The following is a 16,063-nucleotide window of genomic DNA, read 5'->3' on the forward strand; positions in this document are numbered from 1 at the left end:
TCGACCGGCCGGCGGGCGCGCCGGTTCGGTTCAATGGGGAAAAGCATAGTCGCTGCACTGCACGGGGAACCGCGCAGGGCGCTCACAGGGCTTCGAAGCCGGGCAGGTGCGGCAGGCGCTCGATGAGGAAGTCGATCAGCGCGCGGGTCCGGGCCGGCAGAAAACGGCGCGAAGGATACAGCAGACTGGCCTCCTGGGCAGGCCCGCGCCAATCCGCAAGGAGGCGCTGCAGGCTGCCGTCGGCCAGCAGGTCGGCCACCAGCCAGGCCGGCGTCAGGCCGAAGCCGGCGCCCAGGCAGTAGCTCTCGCGGATCGCCAGGGAGCTGTTCGCCGTGTAGCGGCTGCGCGTGGCGAGGCTCAGTTCTCGGCCATCGGCATGGCGCAGCAGCAGGTTCTGCCCGGCATCCAGCCAGGCGAAGCGCAGGTAATCGGCTGGCGGCAGGTCTTCGGGACTGTTCAGTGCTGGCACGCGTGAAATCCAGGCCGGCGCCGCGACCAGATAGCGTGGCGAGCGGGCCAGCGGACGGGCGATCAGCTGCTCCGGCAGTTCGCCGCCCAGGCGCAGGGCGAGGTCGATGCCTTCTTCGGTGAGGTCGACGAAGCGGTCGTTGAGCAGCAATTCCACTTCCACGTCCGGGTGCCGCTGCATGAACTCCAGCAACAGCGCGTTCAGCCGCAGCACGCCCAGGCTCACCGGCGCGCTGACCCGCAGGCGGCCGCGCACCTGCTCGGTCTCGCCACGGGCCTGGCTGACGCCCTCGGCGTAGCTTTCCAGTGTCTGCCGCGCCTGCTCGTAGAAGCGCCGGCCCTGCTCGGTGGGCTGTACGCGGGTGGTGCTGCGGATCAGCAACTGCGCGCCGACCTGGCGCTCCAGTGCCGCCATGGTCTTGCTCACCGTCGGCTGGCTGCTGCCGGACTCGCGGGCGACGGCGGAAAGGCTGCCCAGCTCCACGGCGCGAACGAAACAGTGCAACGCCTTGAGAGTATCCATGTCCTATTCGTTTATCGAATGACGGGTCTGCAAATATGCCGTCTACCGCTGTGAATGGGAATGGCAGAGCCTGTGGCCAACCCCTTCACCGATTTCGAGGAATGCCATGAACAGATTGTTGCTCGCCGCCCTGATTGCCCTTGTCCTGCCGCTGGCGCAGGCGGATCAAGGACATTGGCAGGCCACCTGGAGCGCCAGCCCGCAACGCACCTGGGGCAAGGAGGTGCCGCTGCCGTTGGGCGTACCGATGCAGATCGGCAACCAGACGCTGCGGCAGACCGTGAAGGTCAGCCTCGGCGGCCAGCGTGTGCGCATTGCGCTGTCCAACGCCTATGGCAGCCAGCCGGTGGCGATCGGCGGGGCGGCCGTGGCATTGGCTGCACCGGTCGGGCGGCTTGGCGGCCCCAGCCATCGGCTGACTTTCGCCGGCCAGCCCACGGCGTATATCGCGCCGGGCGCCGAGCTGCTGAGCGATCCGCTGGACCTCGCCGTCCCGGCGCTGGGCGAACTGGCGGTGTCGATCTATCTGCCGCAGCCGACCGCCATCGAAACCTTCCATTGGGACGGCAAGCAGCGCGTCCATGGCGGGCCGGGCGAACAACTCGACGCAACGTTCCTGCCGGTGGACGGCAAGATGGAAGCGCGGCTCTTCCTCGCCGATGTGCTGGTGGAAAACCCCGAGCCGCGGCCGGTGGTGGCGGTGCTGGGGGACTCGATCACCGATGGCCGTGGCGCCAGCCTGGACGGCAACCAGCGCTGGCCGGACCTGCTGGCGCAGCGGCTGGCAGCGCGCGGCGTGGGAGTGATCAATGCCGGCATTTCCGGCGGGCGGCTGCTCTCCGACGGCATGGGGCAGAGCGCCCTGGCGCGCTTCCAGCGCGACGCACTGGGCAAGCCGGGCGTGCAGGCGGCCATCGTGTTGCTGGGCATCAACGATATCTCCTGGCCCGGCAGTACCTTCGCGCCGAACAACCCGCTGGTGCAGTACCAGGACCTGGTCGCCGGTTACCGGCAGCTCATTGCCCAGGCCCATGTGCGCGGCGTGCGTATCGTCGGCGCGACCATCCTGCCATTCGAGCGCGCCCTCAGCGGCTCACCGATAGAGAACTACCACGCGGCCAATAAGGAAGCGCTGCGCCAGCGGGTAAACCAGTGGATTCGCCAGAGCGGGGAATTCGATGCGGTGGTGGACCTGGACGCGCACCTGCGCGACCCCGCTCACCCGCTGCGCCTGCTACCGGCCTACGACAGCGGCGACCACCTGCACCCCGGCGATGCGGGGAACCGGGCGATGGCGGAGAGTGTGGATATCGAGGCATTGCTGAAGGGGATGTGATGCCTTCAGCGAGGCTGGGAGTGGCCGGGAAGCGATCGCGGACGGAGTCCGTTCCTACAAGATGCCTCTGTGCGTGCGTCGGCCCTCACCCTAACCCTCTCCCGGGGGGGAGAGGGGACCGTACGGTGCAGGATAAAATCTTCGCGTCAGCCGGTTCGGACTGCCCCCTCTCCCTGAGGGAGAGGGCTGGGGTGAGGGGAATGCATCGCTACGGACTTCCTCGAAGAAGACAATTGTTTCTGCTTTATTGGCAAGAGGCGGCGTAGGAGCGAACTCTGTCCGCGATTGGCCATGTTTTCGCACATTCGGAGCCGGCGCGTTCAGCTGCCGAATACCGTCCCCACGCCGTCGGCATCCATCCCGCGCTCCAGCTTGATCTTCAGTGCAAGGTCAGTACGCGAATCGGCGAACTTCAGTGCATCGGCCACGCTCACGCGGCCTTCCTCCAGCAGCTTGTAGAGGCTCTGGTCGAAACTCTGCATGCCGCTTTCCAGCGCGCGCTCCACCGCGCCCTTGAGCTCGGGCAGTTCGTCGCGCTGGATGATGCCGCGAATGTGCGGCGTGCCCAGCACCAGTTCCACCGCCACGGCGCGGCGCTGATGGGTGCCGGGCACCAGGCGCTGGCCGACCAGGGCCAGGATGTTCTGCGACAGGTCGGCCAGCACCTGCGGGCGCGCCTCGTCGGGGAAGAAGCGGGTGATGCGCTCGATGGCGTGGCGGCAACTGGTGCCGTGCAGGGTGGCGACGCACAGGTGGCCGGTTTCGGCGTAGTGCAGTGCATGCTGCATGGTGGCGGCGTCGCGGATCTCGCCGAGCATGATCACGTCCGGCGCCTCGCGCAGCACGTTGCGCAGGGCGTCCTCGTAACTGTGGGTATCCAGGCCGACCTCGCGCTGGTCGATGATCGACTTCTTGTGCATGTGGAGGAACTCGATGGGGTCCTCGATGCAGACGATGTGCCCGGAGCGGTGGCGGTTGCGGAAGTCCAGCATGCTCGCCAGGGTCGTCGACTTGCCCGCGCCCGCCGCGCCGATCACCAGGATCAGCCCGCGGTCCTGCATCGCCAGCTTGTCGAGGATCGACGGCAGGCCCAGCGAGGTGACGTCGGGAATCACCTGCTTGATCAAGCGCACCACCATCGCCACTTCGCCGCGCTGGTAGTAGATATTCGCGCGGAAGCGCCCGACGTCCGGCACGCTCAGCGCCAGGTTCATCTCCAGGTCGCGTTCGAAGTCCTGCACCTGGGCCGGCGACATCAGCTGCCACGCCAGGGTCTTCACTTCACCGGGCTGCAGCACGCGATCGTCTGCCGGCTGGCTATGGCCTTCGGCCTTCAGGTGCGGTGGCGCGCCGACGCTGAAGAACATGTCCGAGCCACCGCGCTCGGGCAGCAGGCGCAGATACTGGATGACGTCGGGGAGGGGCGTGTCGCTCATGGGTTCGTCCTTGGATGGCGAGAGGTCGCATCTGCATTGAGCCTAGCTGCAATGCCGGACGGGAGACTAGGGGAGGCTGCGGCAAGCCGTGTTGACGTGCCGCAGGCAAGCGCATCAGGTCGACAGCTGGTTGGCGAACTGGCCCACGGCGTTGACCACGCGCTGGGCGCTGTCCTGGATCTCGATGATCACCGTGCCAGCCTGGCCGGACAGCTCCAGGCCCAGTTCGGCCTGTTGCTTGCCGCGGTCGATCATGGCCACGGCCTGGCCTGCCAGGTGCTGGTTCTGCTCCACCACGCGGGTGATTTCCTCGGTGGCGGCACTGGTGCGCGAGGCAAGCTGGCGTACTTCGTCGGCGACCACCGCGAAGCCGCGGCCCTGGTCGCCCGCGCGGGCTGCCTCGATGGCGGCGTTTAGCGCCAGCAGGTTGGTCTGGTCGGCGATGCTGCGGATGCTCTGCACCAGCGCGCCGATGGCCTGGGACTGGCGATCCAGCGCCTCGATTCCCTCGGCGGCTTCCTGCATGCGGTCGGCCAGTTCGCGCATCACGTCGACGGTCTGCTGGACCACCGAAGCGCCCTTGGTGGCGCTGTCGTCGGTGGTCTGCGAGGTGTCGAAGGCGATGGTCGCGGCCTCGGCCACAGCGCGTTCGCGGCGCACCTGTTCGGTGATCACGGTGGCGAACTTCACCACTTTGTAGAGGCGGTCGTGGGCGTCGATGATCGGGTTGTAGGAGGCCTCCAGCCACACTTCGTGGCCACGGCTGTCGACGCGCTTGAAACGGTCGGCGACGAACTCGCCGCGGCGCAGCTTGGCCCAGAAGGCTTCGTACTGCGGGGAGTTGTATTCGGCGGGTTCGCAGAACATCCGGTGATGCTTGCCCTGAATCTGCGCCAGGCTGTAGCCCATGGCGTCGAGGAAGCGGTCGTTGGCGGTGAGCACTTCGCCCTGCAGGTTGAATTCGATCACGGCGGTGGAGCGCTGCAGCGCCTCGATCAGGTTCTCATGCTCGCGGGAATTCTCGATGGTGCGGGTGAGATCGCTGGCGTAGATCGAGAAGCGCTGGATCACCCCGGCGGCGTCGTGCACCGGCTGCAGGATCGAACGCAGCCAGGCCTCCTCGCCGTTGCCGCGCAGCAGGCGGATCACCCCGGCCAGGTGTTCGCCGCGCTCGATGGCGTGCTTCACCTTCAGATGGAAGTCCAGCCCGCGCACGTGGTCGGGGATCAGGTCCAGCAACGGACGGCCCTTGAGCTGGTCGCCGCGGTGGAGCATTTCCTTCTCGAAGTTGGCGTTCACCGACTCGATGCGGCCTCGCGGGTCGAGGAACAGCACGAGCATTTCCGCATCGAGGCTGGCGCGGATCTCTTCGACGGAGGCGAGTTCTTCACGCAGGGCGGCCAGTTCCTGCTTCAGACGCGAGTTGAACATTCGTGGGCTTTCTCTAGTGGTGAGGCACGAAGGCTGCTGCCGATTCGTTTCACCCATTTCATCGGCTGATCGCGCCGCGACTTTAGCCCCTGATGACTTGGCGCATCCCGCGTGGAGCAAGGGGCCGCGCCATTCTTCAGACCGCGCTCGAGAGCTCCTGGCTGACGTCGATCGCGGCGCGCAACTGGTCGGTATCCAGTGGCTTGTGCAGCAACTGGCTGCCGCTGGCGGCGGCTTCACGCAGGCGCTCGGGCGAGGTGTCGCCGGTGACGATCAACGCCGGTACCCGGCGCGACAGGTAGCTGCGGATGCGCCGGATGGCATCGGCACCGGTCTGGCCTTCGCCCAGGCGGTAGTCGGTGAGGATCAGGTCCACCGGTGCGTGGCCAAGATGGCTGGCCTCGATGTGCCGCTGGCAGGCGAGCAGGGCACTGGTGCCGGGGTAGACGCGATGGCCCCAGACCTCCAGCAGGTTGCACAGCGCGTGCAACACGTCGTACTGATCCTCTACCACCATGATGCCCAGGCCGGGGCCGCGTTCGCCCGGCTCCGGCGGCGCAGCGACCTGCAGCGGCGCCTCGGCCAGTGGTACGCGCAGGCTGAATACCGAGCCGCGGCCGGGCAGGGAATGCAGTATCAGGCGATGGCCGAGCAGGCGCGCGGTGTGACGCACGATGGCCAGACCCAGACCGAGGCCCTGCTTGCGATCGCGCTCGGCGTTATGCAGTTGGACGAACTCGTCGAAAATGACCTCCTGCTGGCTGGAATGGATACCCACGCCGGTATCGATCACCTGGATCTCCAGCTCCCGGCCGCGCCGACGGCAGCCCAGCAGCACACCGCCGCTGCGGGTGTAGCGGAAGGCGTTGCTCAGCAGGTTGTCGAGCACGCGCTTGAGCAGCAGGGGATCGCTGTCCACCCACAATCGGCTCTCACACACGCGCCAGCGAAGATTGCGCTCGCTGGCGGTGCCAGCGAACTCGCCCTGCAGGTCGCCGAACAGCTTGCGCAGCGAGATAGGTTCGCGTGCTACCGGCACCACCCCCGCGTCGAGCCGCGAGATGTCCAGCAGTCCGTTGAGCAGGTCGCCGAGGTTGCCGAGCATGGCGCGCAGCCTTGTGGCGATGTCGCGCGCCTGGCGGGCGTCGACCGGGCCGCGTTCGGCGAGGGCGGCGAGGGCGCCGACGAACAGCCCGAGGGCGTGGATCGGTTGGCGCAGGTCGTGGCTGGCGGCGGCGAGGAAGCGCGACTTGGCCTGGTCGGCGGCGCGGGCGCGGTCGCGCTGTTCGCGCAGGTCCTGCACGAGGTCGGAGTTTTCCTGGCGCAGGCGGATGGTTTCGCACAGGCTGCGGTAGGTCACCCGGCTGTAGTACAGGTTGACGCCGGCCAGGCACAGGATGAAGAAGCTGTAGGTGGTGTGCTGCTCGTCGGCTACGCTCAGGCACAGCACCAGCACGGGCAGCAGCATGGCGACCAGCGAGCCGACATAGGCCGGTGGATGGGCCGACAGCGACGGCACCGCGCCACACACCAGACCGGTGAGCACGATGCAGGTGAAGGCGAACAGTTGTGGATCGCCGTGGACGAAGCCGACCCAGCCCAGCCAGCCCCACAGCAGGCTGCTCGCCCAGGACAGCAGCGTATTGCTCCATAGCCAACTTTTGCCCAGCGTGCGCGCAGGGGCTTGCCGGAAGTACGCCCGTGCCAGGACAATCCGCGCCAGCGTGAGCGAGTAGAGCACGGTCAGCCAGAAGACCATCGCCGTCGGCGCCATGGCATTACGGAAGATGTACAGCACCGGCAGAGGAATCACCAGGTTGGCGAAGAGCACGGCATACGACTGGCGGAACAAGAGATCGACCAGGTCGCGCTGTTGCAGGCTGTTATGCATGTCCGTAGTGCCTCAGGGAGACGAGTGATGGAAGGGAAGCGCGAACTGCGGGTGCTCATCGCCGATGACCACGGCATCGTACGGGACGGCCTGCGCCTGCTGCTGTCGACCCTGGACGACATCCGCATCGTCGGCGAGGCGGCGGACGGCCTGCGCCTGCAGGCTTTGTTGGAGGAGCAGCGTGCGGACCTCCTCCTGCTCGACCTGAACATGCCCGGCCTCAACCGGCTGCAGTTCATCCATGAACTGCGCCAGCGCCATCCCCGGCTGAGAATCCTGGTGCTCACCGCCAACACCGAACTGGCGACCGTGCGCTCGGTGCTCGATGCCGGCGTACACGGCTACCTGAGCAAGGGCGAGGACACCGCCGAACTGCTCGAAGCCATAGTTGCCCTGCGCAGCGGGCAGCACTACCTGGCGCGCGCCCTGCGCTTCCAGCTGGAAAGCCCGACCGCGCGCCCGCAGGGCGATGCCGATCTGCTCTCGGCCGTGGAGCTGACCCGGCGCGAGCGGCAGATTCTCTCCCTGGCCGCCCAGGGCCGCAGCGCGCGGGAGATCGCCGAACACTTCAGCATCAGCCCGCTGACCGTGCGCAAGCACCGCGAGAACCTGATGCGCAAGCTCGACCTGCACAGCACTGCCGAGCTCGCGGCCTACGCGGTGCGCCTGGGCATTCCCAGCGCCTGAGTCGAAGCAGTGCCTTGCCTGCATGCGCATGCTGCGCGTCCTGTCGGTGGAGGGTTCGGCAGAGACTAGCGTCCCGCAGGCCGGGGAAAAATACGGCAACTGCCGTATGTGCCGGTCCCGCCTCACTCCCTAACCTTGCGAAACGGACCAGGCGCCACGTCGATGCGCGTCGGCCGATACCCGATCAAGGGAAGGATCACTCCATGACACTGCCTGCCTATTGGGCCTCGTTCGCCGTGGCGACGCTGGCCTTCGCCTGCATGCCCGGCCCGGCCATCCTCTACATGACCTCGCAGACCCTCGCCCACGGCCGCCGCGCCGGACTGCACGCCGCGCTGGGCATCCACCTGGGCTGCTATGTACACATCTTCGCCGCCAGCGCCGGGCTCGCCGCGCTGCTGCACCACGCGCCCAATCTCTACCTTGCGCTGAAACTGGCGGGGGCCGCCTACCTGATCTGGCTCGGCGGCTCGATGATCTTCGGCCGTCGCCGCTCCGAGCATGGCGAGGGCATCGAAACCCGGCCGAAGGTGCTGCGCGACAGCATGGTGGTGGAGGTACTCAATCCCAAGACGGCGCTGTTCTTCCTCACCTTCCTGCCGCAGTTCGTCGACCCGGCAGCCAGCCTGCCGGTGGGCCTGCAGTTCTTCATCCTGGGGATGATCGTCAACCTGGTGTTTTCCACCGCCGATGTACTCGCCGTGCTGTTCGCCTCGCTGCTGCTGGGCGCGCTGGGGCAGGGGCGCGGGCAGCGGGTGATGCCGCGGGTGTGCGGTTCGATTCTGGTGGGGCTGGGGGTGATGCTGGTGGCCCGTGGCGGGCCGGTATGAAGCGGGGAGGGCAGGGGCGCGCCGCTCCCTGAGTCGGGTGCGGCGCGGGCGAAGCGGATCAGTCCTCGCGGCTGGTCACTTCCACCAGGTGGTAGCCGAACTGGGTCTTCACCGGGCCCTGGACGACGTTCAGCGGGGCGCTGAACACGACCTGGTCGAATTCGCGAACCATCTGGCCCGGGCGGAAGCTGCCCAGGTCACCGCCGCTGCGGCCGGACGGGCAGGTCGAGTTGTCGCGGGCGACGGCGGCGAAATCCGCGCCGTTCTCGATCTGGGTCTTGAGTTCGTTGCACTTGTCTTCGCTGGAAACCAGGATGTGACGGGCGGATGCACGGGCCATGGGATAACTCCTGAACAGGCAGTAGGAAAAAGCGAAGCCTAGCCGATTCCGGGCCTGAACCCAATGCCAGGCGGCGGGTGGCCTGCCCGCTTTTGCAGGATGGCGTGGAGCGCAGCGATACCCAGCGATTTCCGTGGGGTAATTGCTGATGGGTAGCCAAGCTCCACCCATCCTCTGTTCTGCGATACGCCCGGCATCAGCGCAGCGAACATTCCTGCAGGGCGTGATACGCCCCAGGGTGATGGCGATCAGGCCTCAGGCACCGAACACTTCGCTCAGGTGCTGCTGGTAGCGCTCGACATCACCTTCGATGTTCGGGCGCTTCATCACGTCCACGCAGAGGAAGGTCGGCAGTGCGGTCATGCCGAGGAACTGGTTGGCCTTGTGGAAGGGGAAGTACACGGCGTCCACGCCCTTGCCCTCGAAGAAGTCGGTCGGGTCGTCGAAGGCTTGCTGCGGCGCGTTCCAGGTGGCCGAAATCATGTACTGCTTGCCGTGCAGCAGGCCACCGCTGCCGTACTTCTGCGAGGCATCGGAACGGGTGCGGCCGTCGTTGGCGTAGAGGCTGCCGTGGCCGGCGGTGAAGACTTCGTCAATGTACTGTTTCACCGTCCAGGGCGCGCCCATCCACCAGCCGGGCATCTGGTAGACGATGACATCGGCCCAGAGCATTTTCTGCACTTCTTCCTGGATGTCGTAGCCGCCGTCGATGAAGGTTTCCTTCACGTCGAAACCGGCGTGGTCCAGGTGGGCGATGGCGGCTTCGTGCAGGGTGGCGTTGTAGCGGCCGTCGGAGTGGGCGAACTGTTTGCCGCCATTGATCAGCAGGATCTTTTTCATGAGTGGGCTCCGCAAGGGGATGGAAAGTCGATGGCGGCAGAATATCGAGCGCGGCAGGACGGAAAAACCCGCTTCCGGACAAATGATCCGTGCGTGAGATTCAAAAATGGAGTTGATTGATTTGCGTCAGGATTAGGCAATCCATCCACCCACCAGGAACGCCGATCCGATGTACGCCTTCATCCTCCAGGCCCACACCCGCCCCGAAAGATCCCAGGATTTCGAAGACCTGTTCCGTGCCTACCTCACGCCCAGCCGCGCCGAAGACGGCTGCGTGCAGTACCACATGCTGCGCGACGTGAACGACCCGACCCTGTTCACCTTCTTCGAGGTCTGGCAGAGCCGCGAACACCTGGCCATTCACACCGCGCTGCCGCACATGCGCGAGTTCCACGAGCGGCGCATGGAATACCTGCGCCGCGATTTCCACATCCAGGAAGTCGAGGTGATGGCGCCACGCTGACCGCCACTCAGGCCACCACCCGGTTGCGCCCAGCTTCCTTGGCCTTGTAGAGGTTGGCGTCCGCCGTGTCGATCAGCGCCTGGATGCTGTCTGCCGCGGTATCCGAGGTGCTGGCCACGCCGACGCTGATGGTCACGATGCCGCGCGTGCTCTTCTCGTGCGGCAGCGCGGTTTCCTCCACCGAGCGGCGGATCGACTCGGCCACGCGTGCGGCAGCCGCACTGTCGCAACCGGGGAGGATCATCACGAACTCCTCGCCGCCGTAGCGGGCCGCCCCATCGTCCTCGCGCTGGCAGCCCTGGCCGACCAGGTGCGCCACGTTGATCAGCGCCAGGTCGCCGCGCGGGTGGCCGTAGTGGTCGTTGTAGGCCTTGAACTGGTCGATATCCATCATCAGTACCGCAAGGTGGCCGTCGCCGGCGCGCCGGCGCTGCCATTCGCGCTCGGCCTTCTCGTCGAACCAGCGACGGTTGTGCAGGCCGGTCAGCGGGTCGGTGCTGGCCTCGGTGCGCAGGCGGCTCTCCTTGGCGTCGCGTCGCCGCAGGTGTCGGGTCAGGCGATAGGCGAAGAACAGCGTCGCGGCGTTGATCGCCACCAGCAGTCCGCTGGTGATCCAGGTGCGCGCGGTCCAGGTGTTCAGGATCACTTCACGGCACAGCTCCACCGAGACCACCGCCGGGTAGTCGCCGATGCGCCGGTAGCCGCGCCAGTAGGCGTCCGAGCTGCCGCCCTGCTGGCGGAAGTAGTCGTTGCGGCCGCTGTCGACGAACTCGCGGAAGGTGCCGACTTCTCCCTCGCTCGAACGCGGCAGTTCCGGCGGCCATTGGGCGAGCACCGTGCCGTCGAGCAGGCGGATCGAGACCACCCCGTGCTTGCCCAGGTCGAGGCCGCGCACGAAGGATTCCAGGTGTTGCAGCTCCTTGATCGCGGCGACCACGCCGACGAACTGCCCGTCCTTGTCGACCACCGCGCGGCTCAGCGCGGTACTGCTGGAGGAGCGTGGATAGGACGGCATGAAGGGATGGCTGAGGAACAACCGGCCGGGGTTGTCACGCGCCATCGTGAAGTAGTCGCGCATGGACAGGTCGCGGTTCGACTCGCCGGCGTGGTTCAAGTCCACCAGCAATTGGCCGTGGGCGTCGGTCACCACCAGGGTGCCCGCGTGCATCGAGCCGGCGGCGTGGCCTTCGACCAGTTCTTGCAGAACTTGCTGGGAAAGGTCCGGCGTCGCCGGGCCGGTGATGACGTTGGAGAGCGTCAGCAGCGTCTGCGCGTGCACGTCCAGGTCGCGGTGGAACTCGCGCTCCACCAGCAGCAGGGTGTTCTTGCCGCTGGCGTGGGCGTAAGCCAGCGCATCCTGCTTCATCTGCAGCATGTGCCAGCCGGCCAGCAGCGAGGCGAGCACCGCCAGCAGGAAGGTAAGGCAGAAGACGCGAATCGGTTTGAGCACGGCGTACCTCCTGCATGGCTCGGTCGATGTTCAGGTACCTCAATTGTCCGATATGTCGGGCGGCATACAGCGGCAGTTCGAAGCCCCCTTGCCCCATGTCAGGCCGCCTGGCAATTTTCCGTGCGCGGCGAACCGCAACCTTTTCCGGGTTTTTCCGCCAACGGAACTCGAACGCGGCAGCCGCAGCCAAATGCCGAGAAATCACGCATCATTGAGCCCTTTTCGATCATCGGAGCCGTCCATGCCCAGCCAGTCGTTCCTTCTGCGCAGCCTGCTGTTGTCGCTCGGCCTGTGCGCCGCCGCTTTCGCCAGCGCAAGCGGTCAGGATCAGCTGCTCGAAGCCATCAACGCCTACCGCGGGGATGTGCAGTCCTGCGCCGGCCAGGCGTCCCAGGTGCTGCCGCCGCTGTCGCCGGATTCGCGCCTGGCGCTACCGGCCTCGGCGGGTGAGTGGAAGGCCGCACTGAACCAGGCCGGCTATCCGATGAGCAGCGTGCGCATGCTCAGCCTCACCGGCCCGCGCGATGTGACGGCCGCCATGAAGGCGTTGCAGGAGAGCTTCTGCCAGGTGCTGCTGGACCCGCAGTTCGTCGATGTCGGCATCGTCCGCGAGGGCGATGACTGGCGCGTGCTGCTCGGCCGGCAGCTGGTACAGGCCAAGCTGGGCACCTGGGAGGCGGAAGGGCAACAGCTGCTGCAGGCGATCAACGCCGCGCGCGGCAAAGGCCGCCAGTGCGGCGGGCAGGCCTTCGGCCCGGCGGGCGCCCTGAGCTGGAACGCCACTCTGGGCGGCACCGCCGAAGCCCACAGCCGCGACATGGCCAACAACAACTACTTCGACCACAAGGGCCGCGACGGCAGCACGCCGGGCGACCGCGCGGAACTCGATGGCTACGCCGGCCAGCGCATCGGCGAGAACATCGCCGCCGGGCAGGGCAACGCGCAGAAGGTAGTGGACAGCTGGCTGGCCAGCCCCGGCCATTGCGCCAACCTGATGAACCCGCAGTACAGCGAACTGGGTGCGGCCTACGCGGCGGACCCGAAGAGCGACGCGGGCATCTACTGGACGGCCATGTTCGGTTCGCCCTGAGTCCTTATCGACCGCCGCTGACAGCGCCGGGCTCGCTGGCCTGGCGCTTCACCTTGGCCTCCAGGATGGCCGCCTCGATGGCCGCCAGCGTGCCTGATGCCGCCGGGCGTTCGAACACCTGGCTTTCGGCGAGCGTGGACACGCGCTCGCCGTCGTTCAGGGTGAATTCCACGAACCCCAGGTGCTCCGACCAGGAGCGATAGCGCCGCACCATGAACAGGCTGTGGCGGCTGCGTACCGAGCTGATTCTTTCCAGCGCGATCTGCCGGTGGCTTTGCTTGCCGCACAGCACCAGCTCGCCCTTGTCGATGAAGGCCGGTTCGGCTTGCGAAACCCGTCTCCACTCCACGGCAAAGCGCCAGCCGAGCAGCAGCAGGAACAGGGGCAGGCCGGAGAATACGCCGATGGCGCCGCCGAACATCTTGATCAGCGTGAAGGCGGCCATCGCCAGCAGAATCAGCAGGGTCATGGCGCGATAGAAATGGACGTTGTCGAATTCGGGCTGCGGCAAGAACCGGACATCCATGTGTTTTCTCCTGGGCGACTGCGAAACGTCCTTCAGCCAGACGTTTTAGCAGACTGGGCGGCGCCTGCCATGCGAGCCCGGTCACGACACCGACCGAATCGCCCAAAGAAAAACCGGCGCCTGGGCGCCGGTTTCTCGTGTGATGCACGGGAGTCGCAACGACTTCCCCGCTGAACCTGCCTGTCAGTGAGCCTGGTTCAGGGTCAGGCGCATCTGGCGGTTCACATCCTTGTACAGCAGGTAGCGGAAGCGGCCGGGGCCACCGGAGTAGCAGGCCTGCGGGCAGAAGGCGCGCAGCCACATGAAGTCGCCGGCTTCCACCTCGACCCAGTCCTGGTTCAGGCGGTAGACCGCCTTGCCTTCCAGCACGTACAGGCCGTGTTCCATCACGTGGGTCTCGGCGAATGGAATCACGCCGCCCGGCTCGAAGTTGACGATGTTCACGTGCATGTCATGGCGCATGTCGGCCATGTCGACGAAGCGGGTGGTGCTCCAGCGGCCTTCGGTATCCGGCATCACCTTCGGCTCGATGTCCTGCTCGTTGGTGACGAAGGCTTCGGGCAGCGGTACGCCGTCGACTTTCTGGTAGTGCTTGCGGATCCAGTGGAAGCGGGTGTGCTGGCCGCTGGTGTTGCGCACCTTGTAGTCGGCGCCCGGCGGAATGAACGCATAGCCGCCCGGCTTCATGGTGTGCACTTCGCCCTGCAGGGTCAGGCTCAGCTCGCCTTCGACGATGAACAGCACCGCCTCGGCGTTGACGTCCTGCTCGGGCTTGTCGCTGCCGCCCTGGGGCGCCAGCTCGACGATGTACTGCGAGAAGGTTTCGGCGAAGCCCGACAGCGGGCGGGCGATGACCCACATGCGCATGTTGTCCCAGAAGGGCAGGTGGCTGGTGACGATGTCACGCATCACGCCCTTGGGGATCACGGCGTAGGCTTCGGTGAACATGGCGCGGTCGGTGAGCAGCTCGGTCTGTGCCGGGTGCCCGCCGTGCGGCGCGTAATAAGTGGATTTGGCCATGGGGTGATTCCTCATTGTTGTCTTGCTGCCCGGCGCGTGCGGCGCCGTGGTGAGCAATGGGTGCAGAGCGGCGCGCTTGTCGGTGCGCTGGCCGTCGCTGGAGACCACGATATCCAGTGGCGTGTTCATGCACAAATTAAATGTTGGAATTCGCTGTATTCGATTTTCGAATGCTGTTCAGCCCTTCGTATCCTGCGCCAACACCCGCGACAGCACCCGCGCCAGTTCCTTCACCATCGGGTCCACCGCCGGCCGATGCAGCATCGCCACCTCGAACACGTCCACCGAGGGTAGCCCGATATTCTTCGGCAGCACCGCGTGCTCCGCCGTCACCGCGCGCTGCGGCAGCAGGCCGATGCCCATGCCGTCGGCGATGGCCGACTGGATGCCGGAAAGGCTCGAACTGGTGAAGCTGATGTGCCAGCGGCGGCCGATGGATTCCAGCGCGGCGATCATTTCGTCGCGGTACACCCCGCGCGGCGGGAAGGTCACGATGGGCAGCGGGTCCAGTTCGATGCAGGCGTTCTTCGCGCTATCCACCCAGCGCGTCTTCTCTGGCCAGCAGGCCACCGCCTCACGGGCGTTCTGCCGCTGCTTGAGCAGCACCAGGTCCAGCTCGCCGCGGTCGTAGCTGGCGGACAGGTCGCGGCTCAGCCCGCTGGTGACTTCCAGCTTCACCTGCGGATAGGCTCGGTTGAAGGCCGCCAACTGCTCGGTCGTTCGCCCGGTGGCGAAATCATCCGGCACGCCGATGCGCACCGTCAGCGCCACCGTCGCCCCGGACAGCGCCTCGAGCATCTCGTCATTCAACGCCAGCAGCCGCCGCGCATAGCCCAGCAGGGTATCCCCGGCATCGGTGGGCAGCACATCGCGGTTGCCACGCTCCAGCAGCCGATGCCCGGCCATCTCTTCCAGCCGGCGGATCTTCTGGCTCACCGTCGACTGGGTCGAATGCAGCCGCGTCGCCGCCGTGGTGAAGCTGCCGCAATCGGCCACCGTGACGATGGCACGCAGCAGATCGAGGTCGAAGAGGCGGGTATTTGGTTTGTCACTGTCGCTCATGGCGGTATCGGTTTTTTGAATGCTGACGGTGCATTTAACCGTCCGGGCGCCGGACGGGCAATGTATCCATCACCTGTAGGAGCGAGCTTGCTCGCGAACGGAGCTTCCGGCGGCTCCGGCGTGGCGTGGTTCGCGAGCAAGAACTAGGCGTCCCCCTCGCTCCTACAAAAAGCAGGCAGAGCTGAGGGCCGGTTCGCGGGAGCAGGGTTCCCGGCCCTCCACCAATTCTCCTGCCGCGATCTAGACTCCAGAAGCTGACCATATCCGGGGGAGCCACACGGAGAGCGTCACCATGAACCGTCTACCGATATCCCTGCCGGTGCTGGCTGCGGTTGCCGCGTTGTCCGGTTGCATGAGCAACGAAGAGTTCCTCGCCTCCAACCAGCAGGCCGCGATCAAGGCCACCGAGTCGCGGGCGAAGTTCGAGATGAACTGTGAGGCGGTGACCAGCAGCGTGCTGTCGAGCAAGGTCACCAGTGTGCGCCGGGCCATGGAGCGCACCGAGTACACCATTGGCGTGCGCGGCTGTAACAAGCAGGTGACCTACATCACCTACTGCCTGAATCCGGAAACCTGCAACGCCATCGCCGATACGGCGCGGATGGGGGCGCCATAAGTCTCGCCGGGATGGGAGGTTCGTGGTCCATCCTGGAGTTCTTCCTTGCGCGAC

General features: G+C 66.4%; 16 protein-coding genes and 1 pseudogene. 6 read left to right on the forward strand and 11 right to left on the reverse strand.

Translation table 11 applies throughout. From position 1 onward, the window contains the following. Positions 1 to 82: 82 nt before the first annotated feature. Positions 83 to 991, reverse strand: a complete 909-nt coding sequence (locus LDJ84_RS09815) for a LysR family transcriptional regulator (protein WP_226046269.1) — start codon at positions 989 to 991, stop codon at positions 83 to 85. A 106-nt stretch (positions 992 to 1,097) separates the two neighbouring features. On the opposite strand from LDJ84_RS09815, the gene LDJ84_RS09820 reads away from it, so the two are divergent. Next, positions 1,098 to 2,327, forward strand: coding sequence for an SGNH/GDSL hydrolase family protein (locus tag LDJ84_RS09820; RefSeq protein ID WP_226046270.1), 1,230 nt, complete (start codon positions 1,098 to 1,100; stop codon positions 2,325 to 2,327). Positions 2,328 to 2,647: 320 nt separating this feature from the next. Here the strand turns inward: LDJ84_RS09820 and LDJ84_RS09825 are convergent, their stop codons facing one another. From LDJ84_RS09825 to LDJ84_RS09840, 4 genes and pseudogenes are all read right to left on the reverse strand, one after another. Beyond that, complete coding sequence (locus LDJ84_RS09825) at positions 2,648 to 3,763, reverse strand: PilT/PilU family type 4a pilus ATPase (protein ID WP_065086353.1); 1,116 nt, start codon at positions 3,761 to 3,763, stop codon at positions 2,648 to 2,650. A 114-nt stretch (positions 3,764 to 3,877) separates the two neighbouring features. Continuing rightward, complete coding sequence (locus tag LDJ84_RS30885) at positions 3,878 to 4,456, reverse strand: methyl-accepting chemotaxis protein (protein ID WP_235376382.1); 579 nt, start codon at positions 4,454 to 4,456, stop codon at positions 3,878 to 3,880. 9 nt (positions 4,457 to 4,465) lie between these two features. After that, positions 4,466 to 5,251: pseudogene (locus LDJ84_RS30890) on the reverse strand (PAS domain-containing protein); the annotation flags it as partial. Between the two features lie 79 nt (positions 5,252 to 5,330). Continuing rightward, positions 5,331 to 7,085, reverse strand: coding sequence for an ATP-binding protein (locus tag LDJ84_RS09840; protein ID WP_226046271.1), 1,755 nt, complete (start codon positions 7,083 to 7,085; stop codon positions 5,331 to 5,333). A 27-nt stretch (positions 7,086 to 7,112) separates the two neighbouring features. On the opposite strand from LDJ84_RS09840, the gene LDJ84_RS09845 reads away from it, so the two are divergent. Next, positions 7,113 to 7,772: a response regulator gene (locus LDJ84_RS09845; protein ID WP_024763105.1), complete on the forward strand. Its 660-nt coding sequence runs from the start codon at positions 7,113 to 7,115 to the stop codon at positions 7,770 to 7,772. A gap of 203 nt (positions 7,773 to 7,975) precedes the next feature. After that, entirely contained in the window at positions 7,976 to 8,602 is a 627-nt protein-coding gene (locus tag LDJ84_RS09850) for a LysE family translocator (RefSeq protein WP_024763106.1), read from the forward strand. 58 nt (positions 8,603 to 8,660) lie between these two features. Here the strand turns inward: LDJ84_RS09850 and LDJ84_RS09855 are convergent, their stop codons facing one another. After that, entirely contained in the window at positions 8,661 to 8,942 is a 282-nt protein-coding gene (locus tag LDJ84_RS09855; RefSeq protein WP_024763107.1) for a peptidylprolyl isomerase, read from the reverse strand. A gap of 255 nt (positions 8,943 to 9,197) precedes the next feature. Further along, a complete protein-coding gene (locus tag LDJ84_RS09860; protein WP_024763108.1) occupies positions 9,198 to 9,782 on the reverse strand; it encodes an NAD(P)H-dependent oxidoreductase in 585 nt (194 codons plus the stop codon). Positions 9,783 to 9,951: 169 nt separating this feature from the next. Here LDJ84_RS09860 and LDJ84_RS09865 point away from each other — a divergent pair, with 169 nt between their 5' ends. After that, positions 9,952 to 10,245 (forward strand): putative quinol monooxygenase, encoded by a 294-nt coding sequence (locus tag LDJ84_RS09865; protein ID WP_024763109.1) that lies wholly within the window; start codon positions 9,952 to 9,954, stop codon positions 10,243 to 10,245. Positions 10,246 to 10,252: 7 nt separating this feature from the next. Here LDJ84_RS09865 and LDJ84_RS09870 read toward each other — a convergent pair whose 3' ends face one another. After that, entirely contained in the window at positions 10,253 to 11,695 is a 1,443-nt protein-coding gene (locus LDJ84_RS09870; RefSeq protein ID WP_226046272.1) for a diguanylate cyclase, read from the reverse strand. A gap of 241 nt (positions 11,696 to 11,936) precedes the next feature. Here LDJ84_RS09870 and LDJ84_RS09875 point away from each other — a divergent pair, with 241 nt between their 5' ends. Continuing rightward, positions 11,937 to 12,785, forward strand: a complete 849-nt coding sequence (locus LDJ84_RS09875) for a CAP domain-containing protein (protein ID WP_226046273.1) — start codon at positions 11,937 to 11,939, stop codon at positions 12,783 to 12,785. Positions 12,786 to 12,789: 4 nt separating this feature from the next. Here the strand turns inward: LDJ84_RS09875 and LDJ84_RS09880 are convergent, their stop codons facing one another. The 3 genes from LDJ84_RS09880 to LDJ84_RS09890 form a co-directional block, all read right to left on the reverse strand. After that, entirely contained in the window at positions 12,790 to 13,311 is a 522-nt protein-coding gene (locus LDJ84_RS09880) for a hypothetical protein (RefSeq protein WP_037014081.1), read from the reverse strand. 183 nt (positions 13,312 to 13,494) lie between these two features. Then, entirely contained in the window at positions 13,495 to 14,331 is an 837-nt protein-coding gene (locus LDJ84_RS09885) for a bifunctional allantoicase/(S)-ureidoglycine aminohydrolase (RefSeq protein ID WP_024763113.1), read from the reverse strand. A 177-nt stretch (positions 14,332 to 14,508) separates the two neighbouring features. After that, positions 14,509 to 15,393 (reverse strand): LysR family transcriptional regulator, encoded by an 885-nt coding sequence (locus LDJ84_RS09890; protein WP_226046274.1) that lies wholly within the window; start codon positions 15,391 to 15,393, stop codon positions 14,509 to 14,511. Between the two features lie 292 nt (positions 15,394 to 15,685). Between LDJ84_RS09890 and LDJ84_RS09895 the strand changes: the two genes are divergently transcribed. After that, on the forward strand, positions 15,686 to 16,009 hold the full coding sequence (locus tag LDJ84_RS09895) for a hypothetical protein (protein WP_037014990.1): 324 nt from the start codon (positions 15,686 to 15,688) through the stop codon (positions 16,007 to 16,009). The last annotated feature ends 54 nt before the right edge of the window (positions 16,010 to 16,063 follow it).

The organism is Pseudomonas sp. HS-18, from assembly GCF_020401845.1.
Lineage (GTDB): Bacteria > Pseudomonadota > Gammaproteobacteria > Pseudomonadales > Pseudomonadaceae > Pseudomonas > Pseudomonas nitroreducens.